Raw genomic sequence first — 20281 nt, 5'->3', positions numbered from 1 at the left:
ATCAAATTTTTAACCTGCTCGGATAAAAAAAATATAGTTAGCATAAAATTTGCTTGTATATAAGTGAGGTTGAAAAACCTACAACTTAAACCGGAGGTACAATATGAATAGTTTAAGTCTTTTTAGTCCGTCCTTTGCGGACAGCGTTATTGATGTGCTGGATAAAAATTTCGGGGGAAACCTCGGAGTCTTTGCACCTATTAAGCACACTTCTTGCGGAATACCGAGCGTAGATATCCGCGAAACGGATACGGCTTACATTATGGAGGCGGATCTCCCCGGTTATACCGAAAAAGATGTCGAAATCAGTCTTAAAGACAGAGTTATGACGGTTTCGTCTTCTCACAAAGAAGAAACAAACGAATCGAAAAAAGAAGACGGTGTAGACTATATCCTACGAGAACGCAGTTCAAGACAGTTTACACGCCGGTTCAGTCTGCCTGAGGATATTAACCAGGATGAGGTTTCGGCTCATTTTGAAAACGGAGTTTTAACCGTAAATATCCCCAAAAAACCGGACACACAACCGCGCCAAATCGAAATCAAGCGTAAATAACTTACGCAAGTCTTAAGGGGCTTTTAAAAGCCCCTTTAGGCTCTTTATGTTAAAGTTAATCCCATATCCGTAAAAATCTTTTTCGCCGTTTTAAATTCTTCATTTGATAAGGCAGGCACTCCTTCCAGAGGATAAATTTTTCCGCTTTCTTTCCATTTAAAAACACCCAGGGTATGATAAGCCAATAAATCGATTTTTTCCACATTAGGAACGGTTTTTATAAAGCCTGCAAGTTCGGTTAAAAGTTTTTCGTTATACGTAATACCCGGAACAACCACGTGTCTTATCCAAAGAGGTTTGTTTATTGATGAAGTATAATCCAAAAAATGCAAAACGGGGTCTAACGGGACTCCGGTTAAATCTTTATGCTGTTTTTCATCTATCGATTTTATATCCAGTAAAACCAAATCGGTATATTCCAACGCTTCTTTAACCTTATCGTTAAGGTAAAATCCCGATGTATCGGCAGCTGTGTGAAGACAATCCCTTTTACACATTTGAAAGAGCTCTTTTACATATTCAGGCTGGGCAAGCGGCTCTCCGCCCGTAACGGTTACACCGCCTGCAAAAATATAATAATGTTTATACCGCCTGATTCTTTGAAAAGTTTGTTCCGCCGTTTCTATTATGTGAGCGTCTTCCCGATTCCACGTATCGCAATTATGGCAATATTTACAGCGGAGCGGGCAGCCCTGCAAAAACACTACATAGCGCAAGCCGGGGCCGTCCACCGTGCCGAAACTTTCATAAGAATGAATGTATGCCATTTACATCGATTGGTTTATAGTCCGCGAAAGTACGTCAAGCTGCTGCTCCCGTGTAAGTTTTACAAAATTTACCGCATATCCTGAAACCCTTATCGTAAGTTGCGGATACTTTTCAGGATTTTCCATAGCATCTTCAAGTAAGGCTCTGTCGAAAACGTTTACATTTAAATGCTGGCCTCCGTCCGGTTCAAAATATCCTTTTAAAAGAGTTGTAAGATTATTTATGCGTATATCCGTGTGTTTTCCAAGTGCATTAGGTGCAATGGCAAAGGTGTATGAAATACCGTCTCCTATATCTTCAAACGGTAATTTGGCTACGGAAGAAAGTGCCGCAATAGCCCCGTTCGTATCGCGTCCGTTCATAGGGTTTGCCCCCGGAGAAAAAGGTTCGCAAGCGCAGCGGCCGCACGGAGTTGCCCCGGTCTTTTTTCCGTATACGACATTTGAAGTAATGGTTAAAATCGACTGAGTCGCCTTTGCATGTCTGTACGTTTCGTGTTTTCGTAAATGATTCATAAACATACGGGCTACCATAACCGCAAGCCGGTCGGTTTTATCGTTATCGTTTCCGAAGGGAACGTATTCTCCTTCGTGTTTAAAATCTATTGCAAGCCCTTCTTCATTCCGTATAACTTGAACCCTTGTATCGCGTATCGCCGCAAGAGAGTCCGCTACAATGGCCAAGCCTGCAATACCTGTAGCCTGAATACGTTCCACATCCGCATCGTGAAGGGCTAGTTCAAAGGCTTCGTAAGAGTATTTATCGTGCATATAGTGAATGATTTTTAAGGTATTCATATAAACGCCCGCCAGCCACTTCATCATTTGGTCAAAGCGCTCCATAACTTCATTATAATCAAGATATTCCGAAGTAATCGGCTTAAAGGCGGGTGCTACCTGAGCCCCGGATTTTTCGTCCCGGCCGCCGTTAATGGCATACAAAAGACATTTGGGCAAGTTGGCTCTTGCTCCGAAAAGCTGCATTTGCTTTCCTATTTTCATAGGAGAAACACAGCAGGCAATTCCGTAATCGTCTCCGAATTCGGGGCGCATTAAATCATCGTTTTCGTATTGAATTGAAGATGTTTGAATCGAAACTTTTGCGCAAAATTTATTCCAAGATTCGGGAGCATGATTCGACCAAAGAACGGTCATATTAGGTTCGGGGGCAGGCCCTAAATTATACAAAGTGTGCAAATATCTAAAAGAGGTTTTTGTTACAAGGGTTCTTCCGTCAACGCCCATTCCTCCTATAGATTCGGTAACCCACGTGGGGTCGCCTGAAAAAAGCTCGTTATATTCCGGGGTGCGCAAAAAACGGATAATTCTTAATTTTATAATAAATTGGTCAATCAGTTCCTGAGCTTCGCTTTCGGTCAAAGTTCCTTCCGCAATATCTTTTTCGATAAAAATATCCAAGAAAGTGGAAGTTCTTCCTAAAGACATGGCAGCTCCGTCCTGGTCCTTCGTTGCGGCAAGGAAGGCAAAATAAAGCCATTGAACCGCTTCCCGAGCATTTTCCGCAGGGCGGCGGACATCAAAACCGTATGCCGAGCACATTCTTACAAAGGCTTCAAGGGCGCTTATCTGCTCGCTTATTTCTTCACGATAACGTACATCGGATTCGGTAAGCTCCGCAACGTCCAATTGAGTTAAAGCTTTTTTACGCTCTTCAATTAAAAAATCCGCACCGTAAAGAGGAACGCGGCGGTAATCTCCTATAATTCTTCCCCGTCCGTATGCGTCGGGAAGTCCCGTGATAATACCGGATTTTCTTACGGCGCGCATTTCATCGGTATAAACCGAAAATACTCCGTCATTGTGAGTTTTGCGGTATTTTGTAAAAATTTCTTTTGTAACGGAATCAAGGGTAAAGCCGTAAGCCTCCAAGGCTTTTTCGACCATTCTCCACCCGCCTTTCGGATAAATACCGCGTTTAAGGGGGGCATCGGTTTGTAAACCTACTATAACCTCATCTTCTTTGGAAATATAGCCTGGGCCGTAAGCGTCAATTGCCTGAGGTTTTTTCGATTCGGCATCGTAAACCCCGCGCTTTGTTTCCTCCTTAAACATTTCGGTTAATTTATTCCAAATCCTGGAAGTACGCTCCGTAGGACCTTGTAAAAATCCGTCATCGCCTGAATAAGGCGTATAATTATTTTGAATGAAATCGCGGACATCAACTTCGCTTCTCCACGTTTCACCTTTAAAAGAATTAAAATAATCAGGTTCTTTTAACATAGAAACTCCTTGATTTTTTGTTTGCCTTAACAAACAAAAAAAAGATACCTACTTACTAACATATTTTTTAATTTATGTCAATACATAAAAATAAAAAAATATAGAAATAAACAAGTTTCTCCTTAATGAATAAATCCGTCAGCTGCATACACTGTGCTTCATAGAATAAATCATAACCTTTATTTTTACTTCTTCATCTTTTAAATACTTTTTTATTCTTTCTTCAGCGCCGCGCTCCATTTCGGTTATAACCGATTGAAGATTTTGTTCTACAAGATAATTAAAACACTCTTCCGCCGTTAAAAAAGAATTGACGGTTTTCAGGACTTCAAGAGGAACGCCTCTTAAAGCAAGATAATAAACAAAGGCTTCCATACGTGTATCGGCGGTGCGGTTATGCGTGTTAAAAATACCTATTGCGAGTTTTGCAAATTTACCTATATGCCCCAAAAGGGTTATATTTTTAAAACCCTTTGAGTAAGCGTAAGTTAAACCGTCTCCCGCATAATTTGAAATTTTTACGACCGGAATTTTTAAGTTTAATTCTTCCGCAAGTTTTTCTCCGTAATTTCCCGGAACAAGTAAAATATCGGAAGTACCCCGGTTTTCCGCAATGCCGTTTATTTCCATGTAAATTGTTTTTTTAATCGCTTCTTCGCTCATAGGGTAAACAATTCCCTTTGTGCCTATTATTGAAATTCCGCCTTCAACTCCTATGTTTTTATTAAAAGTTTTTTTTGCTATTTCTTTTCCTTCAGGAGAAAAAATAAGTACATCGCAGCCCGTTTTTAAAACCTTTAAAACTTCGTCTTTAATCATCTTACGCGGAACCGGATTTATGGCGGCTTCTCCCACTTCGCCGAAAAGACCTTTTTTAGTAATTATTCCTATCCCCTCGCCGCCCGCTATGTTTACAATACCGTCATTTCTTGCGGAAACCATAGCATAGATAAAAATTCCGTCCGTACTGTCAGGGTCGTCTCCCGCATCTTTTTGAACAGCCGCAATTGCAAAAGGTTCCTTACAGGATAATGTGAATTGAAATTTTTCCGCAGCGGCGGAATTTTCGGATAAAGTTGAAAGCTGTAATTTTTCTACCGGCAGGTCTAAAACATAGCCTGCCGGAGTATCTATTTTTACCGAATAAATTATACCTTCTTTTGTTTCTTTTTTTAAAGAATTAAAAGAGCCTTCTTTTAAAATAATTGCGGCAGCCTTTGCCGCAGCAGCCGCGCAGCTTCCCGTAGTGTAGCCGCACCTAAGTTTTTGTCCGTCTTTGTCGATGTATAAATCAAGTTTCATAAACTACCGGAATACGGGAACGGGCTCGTAACCCGCCTGTTTTAATCTTAAAAGCACATCGCCGTTTCCGTCCGCAAAAACAAAAACGGAATAAAAAAGCCCGGATACCCTCCTATCTTCTTTAATTGAAGCTTTAAAACCTTTTTTTAATAATTCCGCCAAAAGGGCCCTTGCGTAATCTTCCGTTTTAAAAAAACCTACTTGAAAAGCCGCAGATTGCGGATTAAGCTGAGTACTTCCTGCAGATTGTAATTCGATACTGCCTATTAAAGGCTCCGATTCTTCCTCCGTTTCGGTAAATGCAAAGGAGCGGGGCATTAAATACCAAAAAGTTTTGGGAGAGAGTACGGCTTCGCCGCGCACGATACCCGCTTCAATACTGTTAGGGAATTTTTTTAAAAGAGTATTTTCAGCCCTTTTATCGTTTTCAATCCACCATAAGGTTAAAAGCAGAGCCGGATGAAATTCTTTAAAAGCGGAATCGGTAACGTGCTTTTTCATAGATAAAATCGCGGAAGAAAATTCCTTAGAGCCTTCTTCGTAGAATTTAAGTTTAAGCCACTCTGAATAAAGAATTATTTTCGCGTCTTCTTCCGACATAGGAGTTTGTACAAGTAAGAGCAAATCATTGCAAAGCTCGGAGGCCTTATTCATATCGTCGGCCAAAACGGCGGCTCCGGCAGCCTTTAATAAAAGAGTTTTTTTTTCGGCAAGTGGTGCATTTTCCGCGGCAATTAAATAATGGTTTACGGCTTCCTTAAAAAAATCAAAGCGTTCTTCGTAATCGGCAAGAATAATAAGGATTTGCCGTTTTTCGGCAGGTCGAACCGACTTTTCAGCTTCCGCACTTATAAAAGCGATAACCGCTTCAGGCGTTTTTTTTATAAAAGCCTTTTCAATCAGCTTTTGCACATTGGAAGATATTTCATTTCCGCAAAACAGAACTTGAGGAATAAAAAAAGAAAGTAAAATTATAAGAGCCGCTTTTAAATTAAGATGCGTCATTCCGCATTTTTTATCAGGCATCGGAAGAAAAACCCGCACTTTCACCGCCTGAAACTTTTTTCTTATTCCAAAACCAAGTTCTTTTTTGCGGTTTTAAATCGACATTCTTTATTCCCGAAACCTCGTTATCGGTAGCGGCGGAAGAAAACCCTTGATGTTTCGGAGCTTTGGCATTCCGTTTTTATTTCCCCAAAAAAAAGGAACGGTAAGTACAATTCCAATCAAAAAAGAAAATAAATTGATTACATACACGGGAACGGTTTTTAATGTATAAAAAACCAAAGAAACATCGCAAGTGTTGTTCATATTAAAACCTGCAAACAAAGCGAAGGCTAAAATAATAAACAAAAAATAAATTACCTTCCAAGGCATAGTAAGCTCCTTAAGATAAAATTTTTACGCTTCCTGCCGGGAACTTCTTTTAAAAGCGCCCGTTGCAAAAACACGGTAAATTAAAATCCTGTATTTAACCGCGCAGCTTTAACTATATTAGAAAAAATAAAAAAAAACAAGATAGCAAAGACAGAGTTTATATCATCTATTGTTAGAAAAAAAATAATATGCTATATTACCGCAAGGAGTTCATTCTTATGGAAAAGCTTTTCAAACTTAAAGAGCACAACACCTGTGTGCGCACTGAAATTCTTGCAGGTATTACAACCTTTTTGGCAATGGCTTATATCCTGGCGGTTAATCCGGGGATTTTAAGTCAAACGGGGTTGGACAGCGGAGCGGTTTTTACCGCTACAGCCTTATCCGCAGCCGTTGCAACGGCTGCAATGGCATTTTTGGCAAATCTGCCCGTAGCCCTTGCTTCGGGAATGGGGTTAAACGCTTTTTTTACTTACAGCGTAGTTATGGGCTTAGGCTATTCGCCTGCGGCAGCCTTAACGGCGGTTTTTTTGGAAGGCGTTTTATTCGTTCTTCTTTCGGCGGTTAATGTTAGAGAAGCAATCATAAAGTCAATCCCCGCAAACCTTAAAAAAGCCGTTGCAGCAGGTATAGGTATTTTTATTACGTTTATAGCCCTTCAAAATTCAGGAATTATTACGGATAATCCTGCAACACTTGTAGGCTTAGGCACCTTTTCTTACGGCTCCCCCGCCCTGCTTGCAATTATAGGCTTAATTATTACTTGCGCCTTATTTATCTTAAAAGTACCGGGAGCGATTTTAATAGGAATATTGATTACTACAGCCATAGGGATTCCTATGGGAATAACAAAACCTGCGGACGGCTGGGAAGGGTGGACACCGGTAAGCCTGCCCGCTTCTCCCGCCGTCTTTAATTTCGACTTTTCAAATGTATTGTCGTTTAAATTCTTTGTCGTATTTATCTCTTTTCTTTTTGTAGATATTTTCGATACGGTAGGAACCTTAGTGGGAGTATCGGCACAGGCAAATCTTACCGATAAAGACGGAAACGTTCCCAAAGTAAAACAAGCACTTTTAGCGGACGCAATAGGAACAATAGTAGGGGCATGCCTCGGAACCTCTACCGTTACAAGTTATGTTGAAAGCACGGCGGGTGTCGCCGCAGGCGGAAAAACGGGACTTACCTCGTTAACTACGGCGGCAATGTTTATAGCGGCTCTATTATTTTCTCCCCTCTTCCTTCTTATACCTTCGGCTGCAACTGCACCTGCTTTAATTATTGTAGGATTTTTAATGATGAGTCAGGCGGGAGAAATTAACTATAAAGACCCTTCGGAAGGAATCCCCGCATTTATTACTATGATTATGATGCCGTTTTGCTACAGCATTGCCGACGGAATTGTCTTCGGTATTCTCTCTTATGTAATCTTAAAATGCATCAAAGGGAAATTTAAAGATATACCGATAGTAACTTGGATATTGTTTATTATTTTTGCAGGAAAATTTATAATTAAATTTTAAGCATTATAACCTAATTTACAATAAGTTCAAAACGGTTAAGATTTTGCAGTCTAACGATTATGCGAAGATACGATAACAATCAAATTAAACCGATAGAATAAATCACCTGCCCGTCCCCAATCGCGGACGGGTTATTTTTTTCGCACGAGCGATACGCAAACGCCATACGCAGTACGAATACGACCCCGCAGGACACATTACGCGGGTAAGCTATCACGACGGCAGCGAAGAGAGATTTTTGTACGAAAAAGGCTTACTGAAAGCAGCCCGCAATGCCGATTCGATAGTTGAGTTCGACCGCGATGCAATGGGCAACATCACCCGTGAAACGTGCAACGGACACGAAATCACAAGCCGATACGACATACTCGGCAGACGCACGCATACGGCGAGCAGTTCGGGAGCCGACATAGCAACGGAGCTCGACAGCCTCGGCAACATAACGGGTATAGAGGCTCAAGGGTGGCAGGCAACGATAGACTACGACCGTCAGGGCTTAGAGATACAGCGAACCCTCTCGGGCGGACTGACCTCCCGCACCCGCCGCGACAAACTGGGACGTGTCCGCTATCAGAATGCGGTATCGAACGGACACACACACCTTGACCGCGAATACCGATGGGGCACAGACGACCGCCTTGCGAAGATAATAGACCTTAAAACGAACGAAACAACCGCCTTCGAGTACAACGATAGAGGCTTTTTGACGCGGGCGGTCTATGGCGGCAAAGAAGAGGTATGGCGTACAGCCGACAAGCTCGGCAACCTGTACGAAAGCCCCGACTTCACCGACCGTATATATTACAACAGCCGCCTTGAACACGACAGTAAACGGAGTTGGTATTATTACTACGACTGCGAAGGCAATCTGATACTTAAAAGCCCATTTCATAGGCAAGGCAAAAAGCCCGATACTTCTTGGGGAATATGCTGTTACAGTTACGAATGGAACGCCAACGGCAGTCTGAAAAGCGTAACCACCCCATCGACAGGTAAAAAGATATTCTTCAAGTACGATGCTTTCGGCAGGCGAATAAGCAAAAGCTACGGCAACCGCGAATTTTTGTACATTTGGGATAAAAATGTACTTTTGCATGAGATAAAAAAGGAGGGCAAACAGGAAGACGAAATAACGACGTGGGTATTTCAAGGATTTACACCTGTCGCTAAGATACAGGGCGATAAATCTTACAGCATAATATCAGACCATTTAGGCACACCTTTACAAGCCATAGATACACAAGGCAATAAAGTTTGGGAGCGAGAACTTGATATTTACGGCAGAATACGCAAAGAAAAAGGCGAAAAGGGGTTCTGTTGTTTTTTGTATCAAGGTCAATACTTTGACAGTGAGACAGATTTATGTTATAATAGGTATAGGTATTATTCGCCTGACACAGGTACTTATATTAGCCAAGACCCGATAGGGTTGGCGGGCGGAAATCCTACAATTTATGGGTATGTGAAAGACCCGAACAGTTGGATTGATGTATTTGGTCTTAATAATACTACTCAATCTCATCATATTATTAGTGATAAAAATAATTTAACTAAAAATCATGCTTTGATTAGTTTAGCTGGATATAAAGACCCTAATGATTTTTTGCAATCTTCAACCAATAAGATTGATTTACCTACAAAATATAATACAGAGGATAATGTTAGTTCAATACATTCAGGAAAACATTATAACATTTATTCAGAGTTGATAGCAGATGCTATGGATGAGAAAGTTTTATTAGGTAAAAAAGAAAATTGGACACAAGACCAATACAAACAAGCATTGGATGATATAACAAATAAAGTTAGAGATAAATTAAATAAAGGAGAGATAGCATTAAACAAAAATAGAAGAAAAAACTCTTCTTGTAAATTTTCAATATAAATTAAATTATGAAATATTTGATAAGTACTAACAGTAATTTTCCTAATGGAGAGTATGGAAAGTTTTCTTGCCAAAAGGATGAGCTTGATTATCTTTTATTTAGGGACATAGAACCTATTGATTTAACTATTCGTTTGGATTTTAATAATTTTGAAGTTATTGCAGAGAAATGGGACTGCATCCCTATAAACAAAGTTCATATCTATTTGTTAAACTCAAAGGCGATGTCTCTTCTTGAAGAACATTATAAAGGGGAGTTTGAATGGATAAAAGCTAACATATATTCAGATAATAATTTAATAGATACCAATCACAAGCTATTGCATATTATGAACCATTCCAAAAGAGACACTATATTTTTTGATAAAGGCATTTGGGTAAGTGAGGGGTTTACAAAAGAGTTTAAAAGGAAAAAATTAAAGGGTTGGGTATTCTATGGAGAGAATAATAAGTAATGTGGTAATGGACAATTTTCCAAATTTATTACTAAAAAATCATTTTTGAAAAATACTTAAAAGCCCATTTCATAGGCAAGGCAAAAAGCCCGATACTTCTTGGGGAATATGCTGTTACAGTTACGAATGGAACGCCAACGGCAGTCTGAAAAGCGTAACCACCCCATCGACAGGTAAAAAGATATTCTTCAAGTACGATGCTTTCGGCAGGCGAATAAGCAAAAGCTACGGCAACCGCGAATTTTTGTACATTTGGGATAAAAATGTACTTTTGCATGAGATAAAAAAGGAGGGCAAACAGAAAGATGAAATAACAACGTGGGTGTTCGAGGGCTTTACCCCGACGGCAAAGCTTGTAAACGGTAAATCGTACAGTATTATAACCGACCATATAGGCAGACCGATACAGGCGATAGACGATAACGGCGAACTTGTATGGAGTTGCGATTACGACATATACGGCAGACTGAAAAAGCTAAAAGGAGAGCGAACTTTTATACCGTTCAGGCAAGTCGGACAAATAGAAGACGCTGAATTAGAAGGACTTTACTATAACCGGTACAGGTGGTATAATTCGGAGACAGGTTGTTACATCAGCCAAGACCCGATTTCTATTGCAGGTGGGTTGAACTTATACAGCTATGTTCACAATTCCAATAGTTGGATAGACCCATTGGGGTTAACGGGACACCTTTCTTTTATTGGAGAAGCCTTGCATCCTGCAACTATTACATCCGACAATCCGGGTGGACTAATTAAAATACAAGCAACGGGCAGTCATGCAGGAGATAAAGTTGCAGTGTATGAGAAAACTAAAAATAAAGATGTATGGTCTGATGATTATAGGGTTCATCATGTTTCGTATGACCCTAAAACAAATGAAATGACAATGCAAATTGTAAAAAAAGATTATCATAAAATAGGGCATACAGGAGGAGCAAAAGACTTTAAAGATGATACAGGTTTTAAGTATAATACACAAGAAGCAATAGATGAAGCTACAAAACGAAGAAATAAAAATGGATGTAAACAATAAAGATAAAAAATGAATTTATTTAAAGACAGAAAATTACTCTATGAAGGTAGAGAATCTCAACTTTCCGAAGAAGAAATAAGACAATTATTAGGAATTAATTGTGATAAAATTGATAGTTTTATTCAATTATACCTAATATATGATGGCATTTTTTTTCCTAAGCAAGCAATGATGTTTAGACATACGTTTTATACTATCACAAAAGGAGATTGGGATAAAATAGAAATAGGTTTTTTCTTAAAATTTGATGATATAATTAAGACGAGAAAGCTCCAAATAGAAAATAATACCGGGTTAGATTATTTTACCCAAACTCATATTCCTTTTGCTGATGATGGATTCGGTAATGATATTTGGATAGAAATATCAACAGGAGTAATTAAAGTTTTTTATCATGAGTATTCAATTGAAGAAGGATTGATAACAGTAGCTCCTAATTTTGATGATTTTTGTTCTTCATTAGAAAATTGGACACTTAAATAATATACACATTAATATGATAATAACATAATAATTGTTCGTAACATTTTAACATAATTAGCGACCACTTAGGTACACCGATTTTAGCTGCCGACGAGCAAGGCAATAAAGTTTGGGAGCGGACGTTAGATATTTACGGAAGAGTCCGTAAAGAAGAAGGAGAAAAAGGCTTCTGCAATATGCTTTATCAAGGGTAATATCTTGATACTGAAACCGAATTAGTATATAATTATAAGCGTTATTACAGTCAGGAAACAGGAGCTTATATATCACAAGACCCGATAGGATTGGCGGGTGGTAATCCTACTATTTATGGGTATGTGTTTGATAGTAATATAGAAATAGACCCATTCGGGTTGGATTGTTTTGAAAACAAACGAGAAGGTTTACGTAGAGAAGATACGCTAAGAAGAATTTTGGAAGATATTTATGGTAAAGATAGAGTTTTAACTGAAAGGACTTTGGTAGATGCTAATGGTAACAAGGTAACACATAAAGGAAAAGGAAGACGTGTTGATTTTATTGTGTTAGATGATAACGGTAATGCTATAAAATCGTTTGAAGTAACAAGTAAAACAGCAGACAAAACACGACAAATTAGAAAAGAAAATGCAATTAGGTCAAATGGAGGAACATTTATAAAAGACAGTAATGGAAACCTTGTTGATGTATCAAATGTTCCAACACAAATTATTAGAATAAAATAAATAAAATATGAAAGATACAGTATTATTGAATGTAAAAACACTTATGGGAGCATATATAAGGCAAATTGATAAGGACAATATACTAATCAGTTGTAGAAATTTGCTTCGATTTAGTTATGAAAAAGGGCTCTTACAGAAAAACCCTTTTGATGAACAAGGTAATTTAAAAATTGAAGTAGTCATCAGAGAAAGCGATTTAACAGATTTAGGAAAACGGCTATTTGATGATTTAACTGATAAATGGTTTGCTTATACAGACCGTACTCAAAAATATGATAACATTATAATGTTAGAAAAATATTTCAATAAATTGAATGATAATATGTAAATAGTAAACGGCAAAACGCGGCAATACCTTTGGACGGCAGGCGGAATAAAAAGAGTCTTCCCCTACCCGCTGCCCGTCTTATTTTCTTAAACAGCTTGACTAAACTTATTTTTTTTGCTAATATAAAAAAACTCCGTCCCGTAGAAAATACGGGACCAGAAATGTGTCCATAGGAGGGAACATGCGAAAATACGAACTTATGACGGTTTTTCCGGTTGAAGAAGACCTTTACAAACCGGGAATGGATTCTCTGCGTAATATTCTTACAGAATTCGGTGTAGAGATTATCTCCGAAGAGCCTTACGGCGACCGCGACCTTGCTTACGAAATTAAGCGCAAAACAAAGGGCCGCTATACGCTTTTCAACATTAATGCCGACCCCGCGCGGATGATTGAATTGGATAAGCGCTTTAAACTTATAGCTCAAATGTTAACATACCTTTTTATCCGTGTAGAGGAATAACAAGAGGAGGATACTATGGCAGATATAAATCATGTAGTATTGGTCGGCCGTTTAACACGTGATGCCGAACTCAGGTATACATCGTCCGGTATTGCTGTTTGTAATTTTGCTATAGCCGTTAACAGACGAAGGAAAAACGGTGATGAGTGGAGTGAAGAAACAAGTTTTTTTGATGTCGTACTTTGGGGAAGACAGGGAGAAAGTCTAAACCAATATCTCATCAAAGGAAAACAGGTGGCAATCGACGGCGAACTTAGACAAAATCGCTGGGAACAGGACGGTCAAACACGAAGCCGTATAGAAATCGTTGCCAACAATCTTCAGCTTTTAGGAGGAGGTCAGGGAGGGCAAGTCCCTCAAGGTCAGCAAATAAGGCAGGGCACGGCCCCGCAGCAGGCTGGATACGGCAATCAGCAGTACCAAACCGGAGCGGGAGGACAGGCACCGTCCGCATACCAAAGAAGACAGGATGCGCCGCCTTATAACGACGACTATATACCCGACCCGGGCAATTCGGATTTGGATAATATCCCATTTTAAGGAGAATAATGATGTCAGACGAAACAATGAATGATGTAGACGTAGAAGCCAATATGCAGGAAAATATCCGCGAAGGCGAAGACAAGAGAAAAAGCAGAACTTTTTACAGAAAAAAGATTTGCAGATTTTGCACACAAAAATTAAAAATCGATTATAAAGACCCTGATTCGCTTAGAAGATTTATAACCGAACGCGGAAAAATTCTTCCCAGAAGAATTACCGGAACCTGTGCAAAACATCAAAGAAAACTTGCACTTGAAATCAAACGTGCAAGGGCATTGGCATTATTGCCCTACGTTATCAACGAATAATTTACACAGCCTCCCCTTTCCAACTCCTGGAAAGGGCGGAATTTTTTAAGGAGCTCGAACATGAAAGTAATTTTAAATGAAGATGTAAAACACCTCGGAGAAGAAGGTGATATTAAAAACGTAGCAAAGGGCTATGCAAGGAACTATCTTTTCCCGAGAAATTTAGCCGTTCCCTGCAATGATATTACCGTTGCACACTTTGAATCCAGAAAAGAAGAAATTGAAGCTAAAAAAGCTGCAAAAAGGCAGGACGCCGCAAGCATTAAAGAAAGACTTGAAGCCGCCTCAATTAAGATTTCTATGCCTGCAGGACCCAACGGAAAACTTTACGGAGCCGTTACCACGCAAACAATTGCGGATGAATTACATAAACTGGAATTCGATATTGAACGAAAACGAATCGATATACCCGGTCAAACGGTAAAAAGTACGGGAACTCATAAAGCGGTAATAAAACTTTATGAAAACGTAACTGCGGAAATTTCCTTTACGGTTGAAGCACAGGTTATCGAAGAGAAATCCAAACCTGCACCTTCCGAAAAAAAAGCGAGAAAACCGCGTAAAGAAGATACAACGGAAGAAAACGTTGAAGCTTCAAATGACGAAGCTCAAGCCGAACCTGAATCTTCTTCGGAAACTTCAAACTGATTTTAATCTTATAAACGGGCTTTTAAAGCCCGTTTTTTTTAAAACGGCTTTACAAGTTATGGAAAATACAAACAAAAAATACAAGCAGTTTACTATCCGTTTTTTAGACCGCTCCATAAGATTTTTATCATATTCCGTTCTCGCACTTACCGTTCTGTACTTTTCGGGAAGCATACAGGACTTTTTAGATTCAAATTTATTTTTAATCTTAAACATAGTAACGGTCTTTTATATCCTGCTTGCGCTGTTTTCCCTTTCAGCCGTTTTAATCAAAGCCTTTTATATAATTTTTTATAAAGAAAAAAAATATATTTTCCTATTTATCGTAGATATTTTTTTATTTTTGCTAAGTATAAGTGCAGCCGTTTTTTTCTCTTTTTTAATGATAACGGCAAAGGGCAATATCTAAAATTCCGAAAAACCTTTAACTGCAACCGCTTTTAATTTTACAAAAAAAATAGTATAATTTTATTCTTATGAAAAAAAAACTTTTTTCTAAAATCCTTTTAATATTTTTTTCCGCCTTATTTATGCAGTTTTTTTCGTGCACCGGCAAAGAAAAATCGCCCGCCCCTTTAAACGAAAAAATAAAACCGAAACGCATTATCCGCGATAAAATTCTTCTCATTTTGGGAAAAGATTATTATGAAAAAAACGGAATTCTCGGCTATCTGAAAGAAGAATACGGAATAGGAAATGAAGAATCTCCCGTCAAACTTCTTACATACAAAGATATGACCGAAACTACAAAACTGCCTCGCCTTAAAATGATAACCGAAAAAATAGAAGAATATAAAATCACAATTGTAATTTCCATAGGCATACCGGAAGGCGGAGGACGATATTTAATTCAAAATGCCGAAAACAACCCCCTTCTTACAATTATAAGCCTTTTACCTATGGACGAAATACTTCCGCTTGAAGCCGCTTCGGATATTGTTATAGATTTTAAAGCACCGGCCTCTTTATTAAATAAAGAAGACTCATTTACGGTAAGCGATGATGATATAGGCGTTTTACTTACGGCTTCAGTATTTGCAGGGGAAGATATAAATGCAAAAAATAAAAATTTAAAAAATTCCCCTTTAGAAGAATTCCGCGAAGCCCTTTTTACAGCACAAAAAGTTATGCAAAAACCTGTTTTTAATAACGATTACTCGATAAAACCTTTTATAGATTCAGATACTGGAATTCCGTCGCATAAATATTTACTTATTTATAAAAACGGAGAAAATCCGGAAAATGATTTGGAAACCCCGGATAGTAAAGATACCGAAGATGCGGTAGATGAAAACGGAGATATTACAAATCCCGATAAACTTGAAGGGGGTGCATAATGAACAGCTTGGAATTCCTAAATAACGGAATTTTCGGTGATAATGCAGCCTTGAAAAAATTGGATAGTTCCGACAAAGCGGTTCTTCTTTTACTCTCCGACACCCACGGAGATTATTCTTCAGTTGTAAATATCCTTAAAACATACGGAAAAAAAGCCGATGCCCTCTTATTTTCAGGAGACGGTTTACAGGACTTCCTGCATATAATAAATAATGCAATATATGATACCTCTTTAAGAGAATGCTTACCTTCCGCAATATGTTTGGTTTCAGGCAACTCCGATTCTTTACGCGGAATACTCAATTTGGAAGCGGCAAGAGAAATATCCTCCTTTCAAAAAAATCCGGAGAAGATTTTACTTTTTAAAGAAGAACTTTTTTTAACGGCTTGCGGAACAAAAATTTTACTGACTCACGGACACGAATTTTTTGTAGATTACGAATTTAATACAATCGGCAGTTTTGCAAAGCAAAATAATTGCAGTATTGCAATTTACGGCCATACACATTTTCCTCTTGTCGAAAAAATAAACGGTATTTTTTTAATAAACCCGGGTTCCGTAAGCCGTCCTCGAGGAGGCTCAAAAAGAAGCTTTGCTCTTTTAACTTTGAAAAAAAACAAAACTCCTGAAATAAAATTCATAAATTACGAAGATACTTATTAAGACATTAAATTTTATAATTCTTTAAAAAATTATGATAATATTCGTCAAAAGAATCGTTTTCTATAGCCTTACGTATATCGCAAACCATATTATGCAAAAAGAAAAGATTGTGATACGTTGCAAGCATAGAATATAAAATTTCTTTTGTACGGAACAGATGGCGTAAATATGAACGGCTGTATTCCCTGCAAACCTTACAATTACATTTTTTATCTATCGGGCCGAAATCAAATTCATATTCTTTGCGCTTAATTGAAATAGCCCCGTTATGAGTAAACAAACTTCCGTTACGTGCATTTCTGGAAGGCAAAACACAGTCGAAAATATCAACTCCGTTTTTTACCGCTTCAAGAATATAATCTGGAGTTCCGATTCCCATAACATAAACAGGCTTTTTCTCAGGAATTTGCTTTGCAGTAAATTCCAAAAATTCAAGATATTTTTCTTTAGGCTCCCCTATCGAAAGTCCTCCTATTGCAATGCCGCGCGGTTCATGTTTTAAAACGGCTTCAAGACTTTGTAAACGCAAATCTTCAAAAAAACCGCCCTGCACAATGGGAAAAAGAGCTCCGTCATAGGTTTCACTCGTATTATTCCAAGCGTTAAAGGCTCTGTCAAGCCAATTCATTGTAATTTTTAAATCCGCAAGAGTTTCCGCCTTTGTAATACCGTAAGCGGAACAAATATCAAGCTGCATTTGAATGTCGCTGTTAAAACCGGTTTGAAGTTCCACTGCAATCTCCGGGCTTAAAAACCGGGAACTGCCGTCAATATGGCTTTGAAACTTTACACCCTCTTCGGTAATTTTACGCAAACCGGAAAGTGAAAAAACCTGAAACCCGCCCGAATCGGTAAGAAAATTTTTTTGCCAGCCTGAAAACCCGTGTAAACCGCCCGCACTCTTAATTACTTCAATTCCGGGACGTAAAAAAAGATGATAGGTATTTGCCAAAATAATTTGAAAACCTATTTCGTTAAGGTCGTCTTTTGTCATAGCTTTTACACTTGCGGCCGTACCTACGGGCATAAATGCGGGTGTTAAAACCTTTCCGTGCGGTAACTCCAAAATTCCGGTACGGGCACGCGAACCGGCATCTTTATGAAGGGTTGTAAATATTTCTTTTTTTTCTTTCATCTTGCAGTAATCGTTTAAATATAAAAATACGGGACCGGAGGGACTCGAACCCCCTACCTACTGCTTAGAAGGCAGTTGCTCTATCCTGATGAGCTACGATCCCAAGATTTTCAAATCGGGATGGAGGGATTTGAACCCCCGATCTTCTGGTCCCAAACCAGACGCCTTAGCCCCTAGGCTACATCCCGATTAAGAGTCGATATAATACGCAAAAAATGCGTTTATGTCAATAGGTAATTAAACCGTTTTTAAAAATAAACTCTTAAACCCGCCATGGCATTAAGCGATTGCGCCATATCGGGAAGACGGTCCGACGATTGCTCAACTCCCAAAACATAGCCTGAAACCGGTTTATAGTAGTTGGCACAGGCACCGAAATAAATACCGAATTGACGGGTAAACATATAAGAAGCCGTCAGCTTAAGCCCGCCTCCTATATTTGTGGATTTAAATATTTCTTTTGTAACACTGTGAGTTACGGTAAATTTGGAGCCGCCTACTGCAAAGGCTCCTCCTAAAAATAGATTAAAGCCCTTCCCCGGCTTAAAATTATATCCTATTCCGAATTGAGTGTCGTTTACAAATATCGAATTAAATGCAAACATGGTAGTTCCGTATATAGCCCAATTTTTCGGAAGGTCATAAGACAAGCCTATATTAAAACCTCCCATGTGTTTATAGCGGTTTGAATGATGTCTGAAACCGTCGCTGTCGGTTCCCTTCCAAAAATGGTGAAGCTGATGATTTGTATATAAGGCGCCTACCTCCAAATTAAGACCGATAGTCTTTGCAGACAATGCCCCCGCTAAAAGAACCGAAAAAACGGTTATCAGGATAATCTTCTTTTTCATTAAAAACCTCCAAGTTTTAATTATTGATATTATAAAGAAAATTGAGAAATCTTTTAATACCTTCTTTAAGTTATAAATGAATTTAAAAAATTAGTCAATATAAAGAAAAAAAGCGGAGGTTTATTCCGCTTCTTTTTTTACGGAATTTTCATCAATATAAAAATCGACTGCAAACCAATCTTCAGGATTGGACATTTCTTCCGCAATTTCGCCAATCGGAACATGAGCCGTAGTTTCACCCAATAAATAATTTTTACCGTTATGTGTAAAACAAGCTCCGCTTCCTCCGCAATCGGTTCCCGCAAGCGCATGAGATTTTGTACCGGAAACAAGAAGAACGGCATCTATATTCATTTGCTTTAAAATTAAAACCATCAATAAGGCTCTGGAGTCGCAGTCGCCGCGTTTTTCCAAAAAGGCTTCGGGCAAATTAAGAAAATCGCTTCCCTGATGATTTCTTTCGTATTTAAAATCTTGAACAAACAGCAAAAGCTCTTTTGAAGCCTTTTCCGCCCCTTCATTTCCGTAAAAAGAAAATGCCGATTGAATTGCGGCGGAAGCGGGATAGATTCTGCTCCACGCATCGCGGAAAATTATTCTGTAATATCTTTTCCAAGCTTCGGTCAAATTAGGGTTATTTAAATACGACGTTAAAAGTTTAAACTCCCTGTCGATAACCGACCGGTTTGCTTCCGCATCGGAATTATCGACGGTAAATTTGATTTTTTTATTATTAAAAGTGTAATTTATTTCTTTTTCTCCCGTTTTCGGATACAGGGCGGCAGTTACCGGGCCGGGTTCAAGATACGACATTATATCGGTAAAAACGGAATCGAGGGCGGAAATAATAACCGGTTCGCAGTTTTTGGAATCTTTTTTATCCGAATATGAAAAAAGAACAAGCCAGCCTGAATTATCCGGAAGTTCTAAAATTAAAAGCCAGCCTAAAAGCTCTTTAGGTTTATAATCTTTTGAAGGAGAATACATAAAATCCACATTGGACAATAATGCCGTCTTATTCCGCCATAAAAAGGGAATATCCTTATGCGTTAATTTTATTTCCGAAAATTGGGAAAAAATATGCTCCGAAGTTTTTTGCACGTTTTCAAATTTTTCTTTTTTATAAAGAGCAATGTGTAAGTCTACTGGAAAAACGGAATGTTGAAATAAATAGCGAGAAGAACCTTCATGTTGCGTTAAACCGAAACCTTCAGGTAAATCCAAACTGTATCCCCAAGAAGGAGAATACATTTGTTCGGCGCTTAAAGCAAAAAATAAGACGGTAAAAATACAAACGAAAATTTTCTTTAATTCAGTTCTTATAAAACCCATAAAAACCTCCCGATAAAATCATCAAGCGCAGATTTTATCAAAAATCGAGCATTGATGATTTTCCGCCGTTTCGTAATGCAATGAGAAACGGCATACAATACACGACGTTTGCCGAAAGGCAAACTCGACAGCGTTTTTAGGCAATGCTATCTGCATTGCCTAAAATAAGCCTCCCTTTAAAATCATCAACCGCAGATTTTATCAAAAATCGAGGATTGATGATTTTCCGCCGTTTCGCAACGAAGTGAGAAACGGCATACAATACACGACGTTTGCCGAAAGGCAAACTCGGCAGCTTATTTTGGGCAATGCTATCTGCATTGCCCAAAATAAGCCTCCTTT

The 20281-nt window shown here is 38.6% G+C and carries 23 protein-coding genes, 2 tRNA genes and 1 pseudogene; 15 read left to right on the top strand and 11 right to left on the bottom strand.

Annotated elements, in window-relative coordinates:
- Nucleotides 1-103: 103 nt before the first annotated feature.
- Nucleotides 104-556, top strand: coding sequence for an Hsp20/alpha crystallin family protein (locus tag DYQ05_RS06795; RefSeq protein WP_020965254.1), 453 nt, complete (start codon nt 104-106; stop codon nt 554-556).
- A gap of 44 nt (nt 557-600) precedes the next feature.
- On the opposite strand, the gene pflA is transcribed toward DYQ05_RS06795, so the two are convergent.
- From pflA to DYQ05_RS06770, 5 genes are all read right to left on the bottom strand, one after another.
- Complete coding sequence (gene pflA, locus DYQ05_RS06790) at nt 601-1323, bottom strand: pyruvate formate-lyase-activating protein (protein WP_024465559.1); 723 nt, start codon at nt 1321-1323, stop codon at nt 601-603.
- Nucleotides 1324-3564, bottom strand: coding sequence for a formate C-acetyltransferase (gene pflB, locus DYQ05_RS06785; protein ID WP_206183142.1), 2241 nt, complete (start codon nt 3562-3564; stop codon nt 1324-1326). It abuts the gene before it with no gap.
- Nucleotides 3565-3702: 138 nt separating this feature from the next.
- Nucleotides 3703-4866 carry a cobalt-precorrin-5B (C(1))-methyltransferase CbiD gene (gene cbiD / locus DYQ05_RS06780; RefSeq protein ID WP_206183141.1) on the bottom strand — a complete coding sequence of 388 codons (1164 nt, stop codon included), beginning with the start codon at nt 4864-4866 and terminating at the stop codon, nt 3703-3705.
- Nucleotides 4867-4869: 3 nt separating this feature from the next.
- Nucleotides 4870-5892 (bottom strand): SPOR domain-containing protein, encoded by a 1023-nt coding sequence (locus DYQ05_RS06775; protein ID WP_206183140.1) that lies wholly within the window; start codon nt 5890-5892, stop codon nt 4870-4872.
- Nucleotides 5893-5979: 87 nt separating this feature from the next.
- Entirely contained in the window at nt 5980-6243 is a 264-nt protein-coding gene (locus DYQ05_RS06770; protein WP_252723264.1) for a hypothetical protein, read from the bottom strand.
- A gap of 218 nt (nt 6244-6461) precedes the next feature.
- On the opposite strand from DYQ05_RS06770, the gene DYQ05_RS06765 reads away from it, so the two are divergent.
- The 14 genes and pseudogenes from DYQ05_RS06765 to DYQ05_RS06695 all read left to right on the top strand — a co-directional run bounded on the left by DYQ05_RS06765 (nt 6462) and on the right by DYQ05_RS06695 (nt 16621).
- Nucleotides 6462-7766 carry an NCS2 family permease gene (locus tag DYQ05_RS06765; RefSeq protein ID WP_206183139.1) on the top strand — a complete coding sequence of 435 codons (1305 nt, stop codon included), beginning with the start codon at nt 6462-6464 and terminating at the stop codon, nt 7764-7766.
- 238 nt (nt 7767-8004) lie between these two features.
- A complete protein-coding gene (locus tag DYQ05_RS06760) occupies nt 8005-9651 on the top strand; it encodes an RHS repeat-associated core domain-containing protein (protein WP_206183138.1) in 1647 nt (548 codons plus the stop codon).
- A gap of 8 nt (nt 9652-9659) precedes the next feature.
- The gene (locus DYQ05_RS06755; RefSeq protein WP_024465563.1) at nt 9660-10106 is read left to right on the top strand and encodes a hypothetical protein; all 447 of its coding nucleotides are present in this window, start codon (nt 9660-9662) and stop codon (nt 10104-10106) included.
- A gap of 52 nt (nt 10107-10158) precedes the next feature.
- Entirely contained in the window at nt 10159-11142 is a 984-nt protein-coding gene (locus tag DYQ05_RS14335) for an RHS repeat domain-containing protein (protein ID WP_206184113.1), read from the top strand.
- Between the two features lie 9 nt (nt 11143-11151).
- Nucleotides 11152-11625, top strand: coding sequence for an SMI1/KNR4 family protein (locus DYQ05_RS06745; protein WP_206183137.1), 474 nt, complete (start codon nt 11152-11154; stop codon nt 11623-11625).
- A 206-nt stretch (nt 11626-11831) separates the two neighbouring features.
- Nucleotides 11832-12329: pseudogene (locus DYQ05_RS06735) on the top strand (RHS repeat-associated core domain-containing protein); the annotation flags it as partial.
- 7 nt (nt 12330-12336) lie between these two features.
- Nucleotides 12337-12657: a hypothetical protein gene (locus DYQ05_RS06730; protein ID WP_024465599.1), complete on the top strand. Its 321-nt coding sequence runs from the start codon at nt 12337-12339 to the stop codon at nt 12655-12657.
- 181 nt (nt 12658-12838) lie between these two features.
- Nucleotides 12839-13120: a 30S ribosomal protein S6 gene (rpsF, locus tag DYQ05_RS06725; protein WP_024465600.1), complete on the top strand. Its 282-nt coding sequence runs from the start codon at nt 12839-12841 to the stop codon at nt 13118-13120.
- Between the two features lie 15 nt (nt 13121-13135).
- Entirely contained in the window at nt 13136-13660 is a 525-nt protein-coding gene (locus DYQ05_RS06720; RefSeq protein WP_206183136.1) for a single-stranded DNA-binding protein, read from the top strand.
- 53 nt (nt 13661-13713) lie between these two features.
- Nucleotides 13714-13971: a 30S ribosomal protein S18 gene (rpsR, locus tag DYQ05_RS06715; protein WP_225969004.1), complete on the top strand. Its 258-nt coding sequence runs from the start codon at nt 13714-13716 to the stop codon at nt 13969-13971.
- A gap of 60 nt (nt 13972-14031) precedes the next feature.
- Nucleotides 14032-14619, top strand: a complete 588-nt coding sequence (gene rplI / locus DYQ05_RS06710) for a 50S ribosomal protein L9 (RefSeq protein WP_024466551.1) — start codon at nt 14032-14034, stop codon at nt 14617-14619.
- A gap of 58 nt (nt 14620-14677) precedes the next feature.
- Nucleotides 14678-15028 carry a hypothetical protein gene (locus DYQ05_RS06705; protein WP_020965237.1) on the top strand — a complete coding sequence of 117 codons (351 nt, stop codon included), beginning with the start codon at nt 14678-14680 and terminating at the stop codon, nt 15026-15028.
- A gap of 67 nt (nt 15029-15095) precedes the next feature.
- Nucleotides 15096-15956 carry a hypothetical protein gene (locus DYQ05_RS06700; protein WP_206183135.1) on the top strand — a complete coding sequence of 287 codons (861 nt, stop codon included), beginning with the start codon at nt 15096-15098 and terminating at the stop codon, nt 15954-15956.
- Complete coding sequence (locus tag DYQ05_RS06695; RefSeq protein ID WP_194077308.1) at nt 15956-16621, top strand: metallophosphoesterase; 666 nt, start codon at nt 15956-15958, stop codon at nt 16619-16621. Before DYQ05_RS06700 ends, DYQ05_RS06695 begins: the two co-directional genes overlap by 1 nt.
- Before the next feature lie 4 nt (nt 16622-16625).
- Here the strand turns inward: DYQ05_RS06695 and tgt are convergent, their stop codons facing one another.
- The 6 genes from tgt to DYQ05_RS06665 form a co-directional block, all read right to left on the bottom strand.
- Nucleotides 16626-17756, bottom strand: a complete 1131-nt coding sequence (gene tgt / locus DYQ05_RS06690) for a tRNA guanosine(34) transglycosylase Tgt (protein ID WP_024469879.1) — start codon at nt 17754-17756, stop codon at nt 16626-16628.
- A 29-nt stretch (nt 17757-17785) separates the two neighbouring features.
- Nucleotides 17786-17859 (bottom strand) — tRNA-Arg (locus tag DYQ05_RS06685).
- A gap of 12 nt (nt 17860-17871) precedes the next feature.
- Nucleotides 17872-17944, bottom strand: a tRNA-Pro gene (locus DYQ05_RS06680).
- A 60-nt stretch (nt 17945-18004) separates the two neighbouring features.
- On the bottom strand, nt 18005-18607 hold the full coding sequence (locus DYQ05_RS06675) for a DUF2715 domain-containing protein (protein WP_024467139.1): 603 nt from the start codon (nt 18605-18607) through the stop codon (nt 18005-18007).
- A gap of 120 nt (nt 18608-18727) precedes the next feature.
- Nucleotides 18728-19939: a hypothetical protein gene (locus DYQ05_RS06670; RefSeq protein ID WP_252722878.1), complete on the bottom strand. Its 1212-nt coding sequence runs from the start codon at nt 19937-19939 to the stop codon at nt 18728-18730.
- A gap of 136 nt (nt 19940-20075) precedes the next feature.
- Nucleotides 20076-20267 (bottom strand): hypothetical protein, encoded by a 192-nt coding sequence (locus DYQ05_RS06665; RefSeq protein ID WP_206183134.1) that lies wholly within the window; start codon nt 20265-20267, stop codon nt 20076-20078.
- Between the last annotated feature and the right edge of the window lie 14 nt (nt 20268-20281).

The sequence above is a fragment of the Treponema pedis genome (assembly GCF_017161325.1).
In the GTDB taxonomy this organism is placed as follows: Bacteria; Spirochaetota; Spirochaetia; order Treponematales; family Treponemataceae; genus Treponema_B; species Treponema_B pedis.
Note: the sequence above shows the minus strand (reverse complement) of the source record. Positions and strands in the feature narration are given on the sequence as shown.

What these genes read in the sequence shown, in the direction of transcription:
- DYQ05_RS06770 (WP_252723264.1), bottom strand. Translation starts at nt 6,243, where the DNA reads ATGCCTTGGAAGGTAATTTATTTTTTGTTTATTATTTTAGCCTTCGCT.
- rplI (WP_024466551.1), top strand. Translation starts at nt 14,032, where the DNA reads ATGAAAGTAATTTTAAATGAAGATGTAAAACACCTCGGAGAAGAAGGT.
- DYQ05_RS06705 (WP_020965237.1), top strand. Translation starts at nt 14,678, where the DNA reads ATGGAAAATACAAACAAAAAATACAAGCAGTTTACTATCCGTTTTTTA.
- DYQ05_RS06745 (WP_206183137.1), top strand. Translation starts at nt 11,152, where the DNA reads ATGAATTTATTTAAAGACAGAAAATTACTCTATGAAGGTAGAGAATCT.
- rpsR (WP_225969004.1), top strand. Translation starts at nt 13,714, where the DNA reads ATGCAGGAAAATATCCGCGAAGGCGAAGACAAGAGAAAAAGCAGAACT.
- DYQ05_RS06775 (WP_206183140.1), bottom strand. Translation starts at nt 5,892, where the DNA reads ATGCCTGATAAAAAATGCGGAATGACGCATCTTAATTTAAAAGCGGCT.
- rpsF (WP_024465600.1), top strand. Translation starts at nt 12,839, where the DNA reads ATGCGAAAATACGAACTTATGACGGTTTTTCCGGTTGAAGAAGACCTT.
- DYQ05_RS06670 (WP_252722878.1), bottom strand. Translation starts at nt 19,939, where the DNA reads ATGGGTTTTATAAGAACTGAATTAAAGAAAATTTTCGTTTGTATTTTT.
- DYQ05_RS06695 (WP_194077308.1), top strand. Translation starts at nt 15,956, where the DNA reads ATGAACAGCTTGGAATTCCTAAATAACGGAATTTTCGGTGATAATGCA.
- DYQ05_RS06720 (WP_206183136.1), top strand. Translation starts at nt 13,136, where the DNA reads ATGGCAGATATAAATCATGTAGTATTGGTCGGCCGTTTAACACGTGAT.
- pflB (WP_206183142.1), bottom strand. Translation starts at nt 3,564, where the DNA reads ATGTTAAAAGAACCTGATTATTTTAATTCTTTTAAAGGTGAAACGTGG.
- cbiD (WP_206183141.1), bottom strand. Translation starts at nt 4,866, where the DNA reads ATGAAACTTGATTTATACATCGACAAAGACGGACAAAAACTTAGGTGC.
- DYQ05_RS06795 (WP_020965254.1), top strand. Translation starts at nt 104, where the DNA reads ATGAATAGTTTAAGTCTTTTTAGTCCGTCCTTTGCGGACAGCGTTATT.
- DYQ05_RS06765 (WP_206183139.1), top strand. Translation starts at nt 6,462, where the DNA reads ATGGAAAAGCTTTTCAAACTTAAAGAGCACAACACCTGTGTGCGCACT.
- DYQ05_RS06700 (WP_206183135.1), top strand. Translation starts at nt 15,096, where the DNA reads ATGAAAAAAAAACTTTTTTCTAAAATCCTTTTAATATTTTTTTCCGCC.
- DYQ05_RS06755 (WP_024465563.1), top strand. Translation starts at nt 9,660, where the DNA reads ATGAAATATTTGATAAGTACTAACAGTAATTTTCCTAATGGAGAGTAT.
- pflA (WP_024465559.1), bottom strand. Translation starts at nt 1,323, where the DNA reads ATGGCATACATTCATTCTTATGAAAGTTTCGGCACGGTGGACGGCCCC.
- DYQ05_RS06730 (WP_024465599.1), top strand. Translation starts at nt 12,337, where the DNA reads ATGAAAGATACAGTATTATTGAATGTAAAAACACTTATGGGAGCATAT.
- DYQ05_RS06675 (WP_024467139.1), bottom strand. Translation starts at nt 18,607, where the DNA reads ATGAAAAAGAAGATTATCCTGATAACCGTTTTTTCGGTTCTTTTAGCG.
- tgt (WP_024469879.1), bottom strand. Translation starts at nt 17,756, where the DNA reads ATGAAAGAAAAAAAAGAAATATTTACAACCCTTCATAAAGATGCCGGT.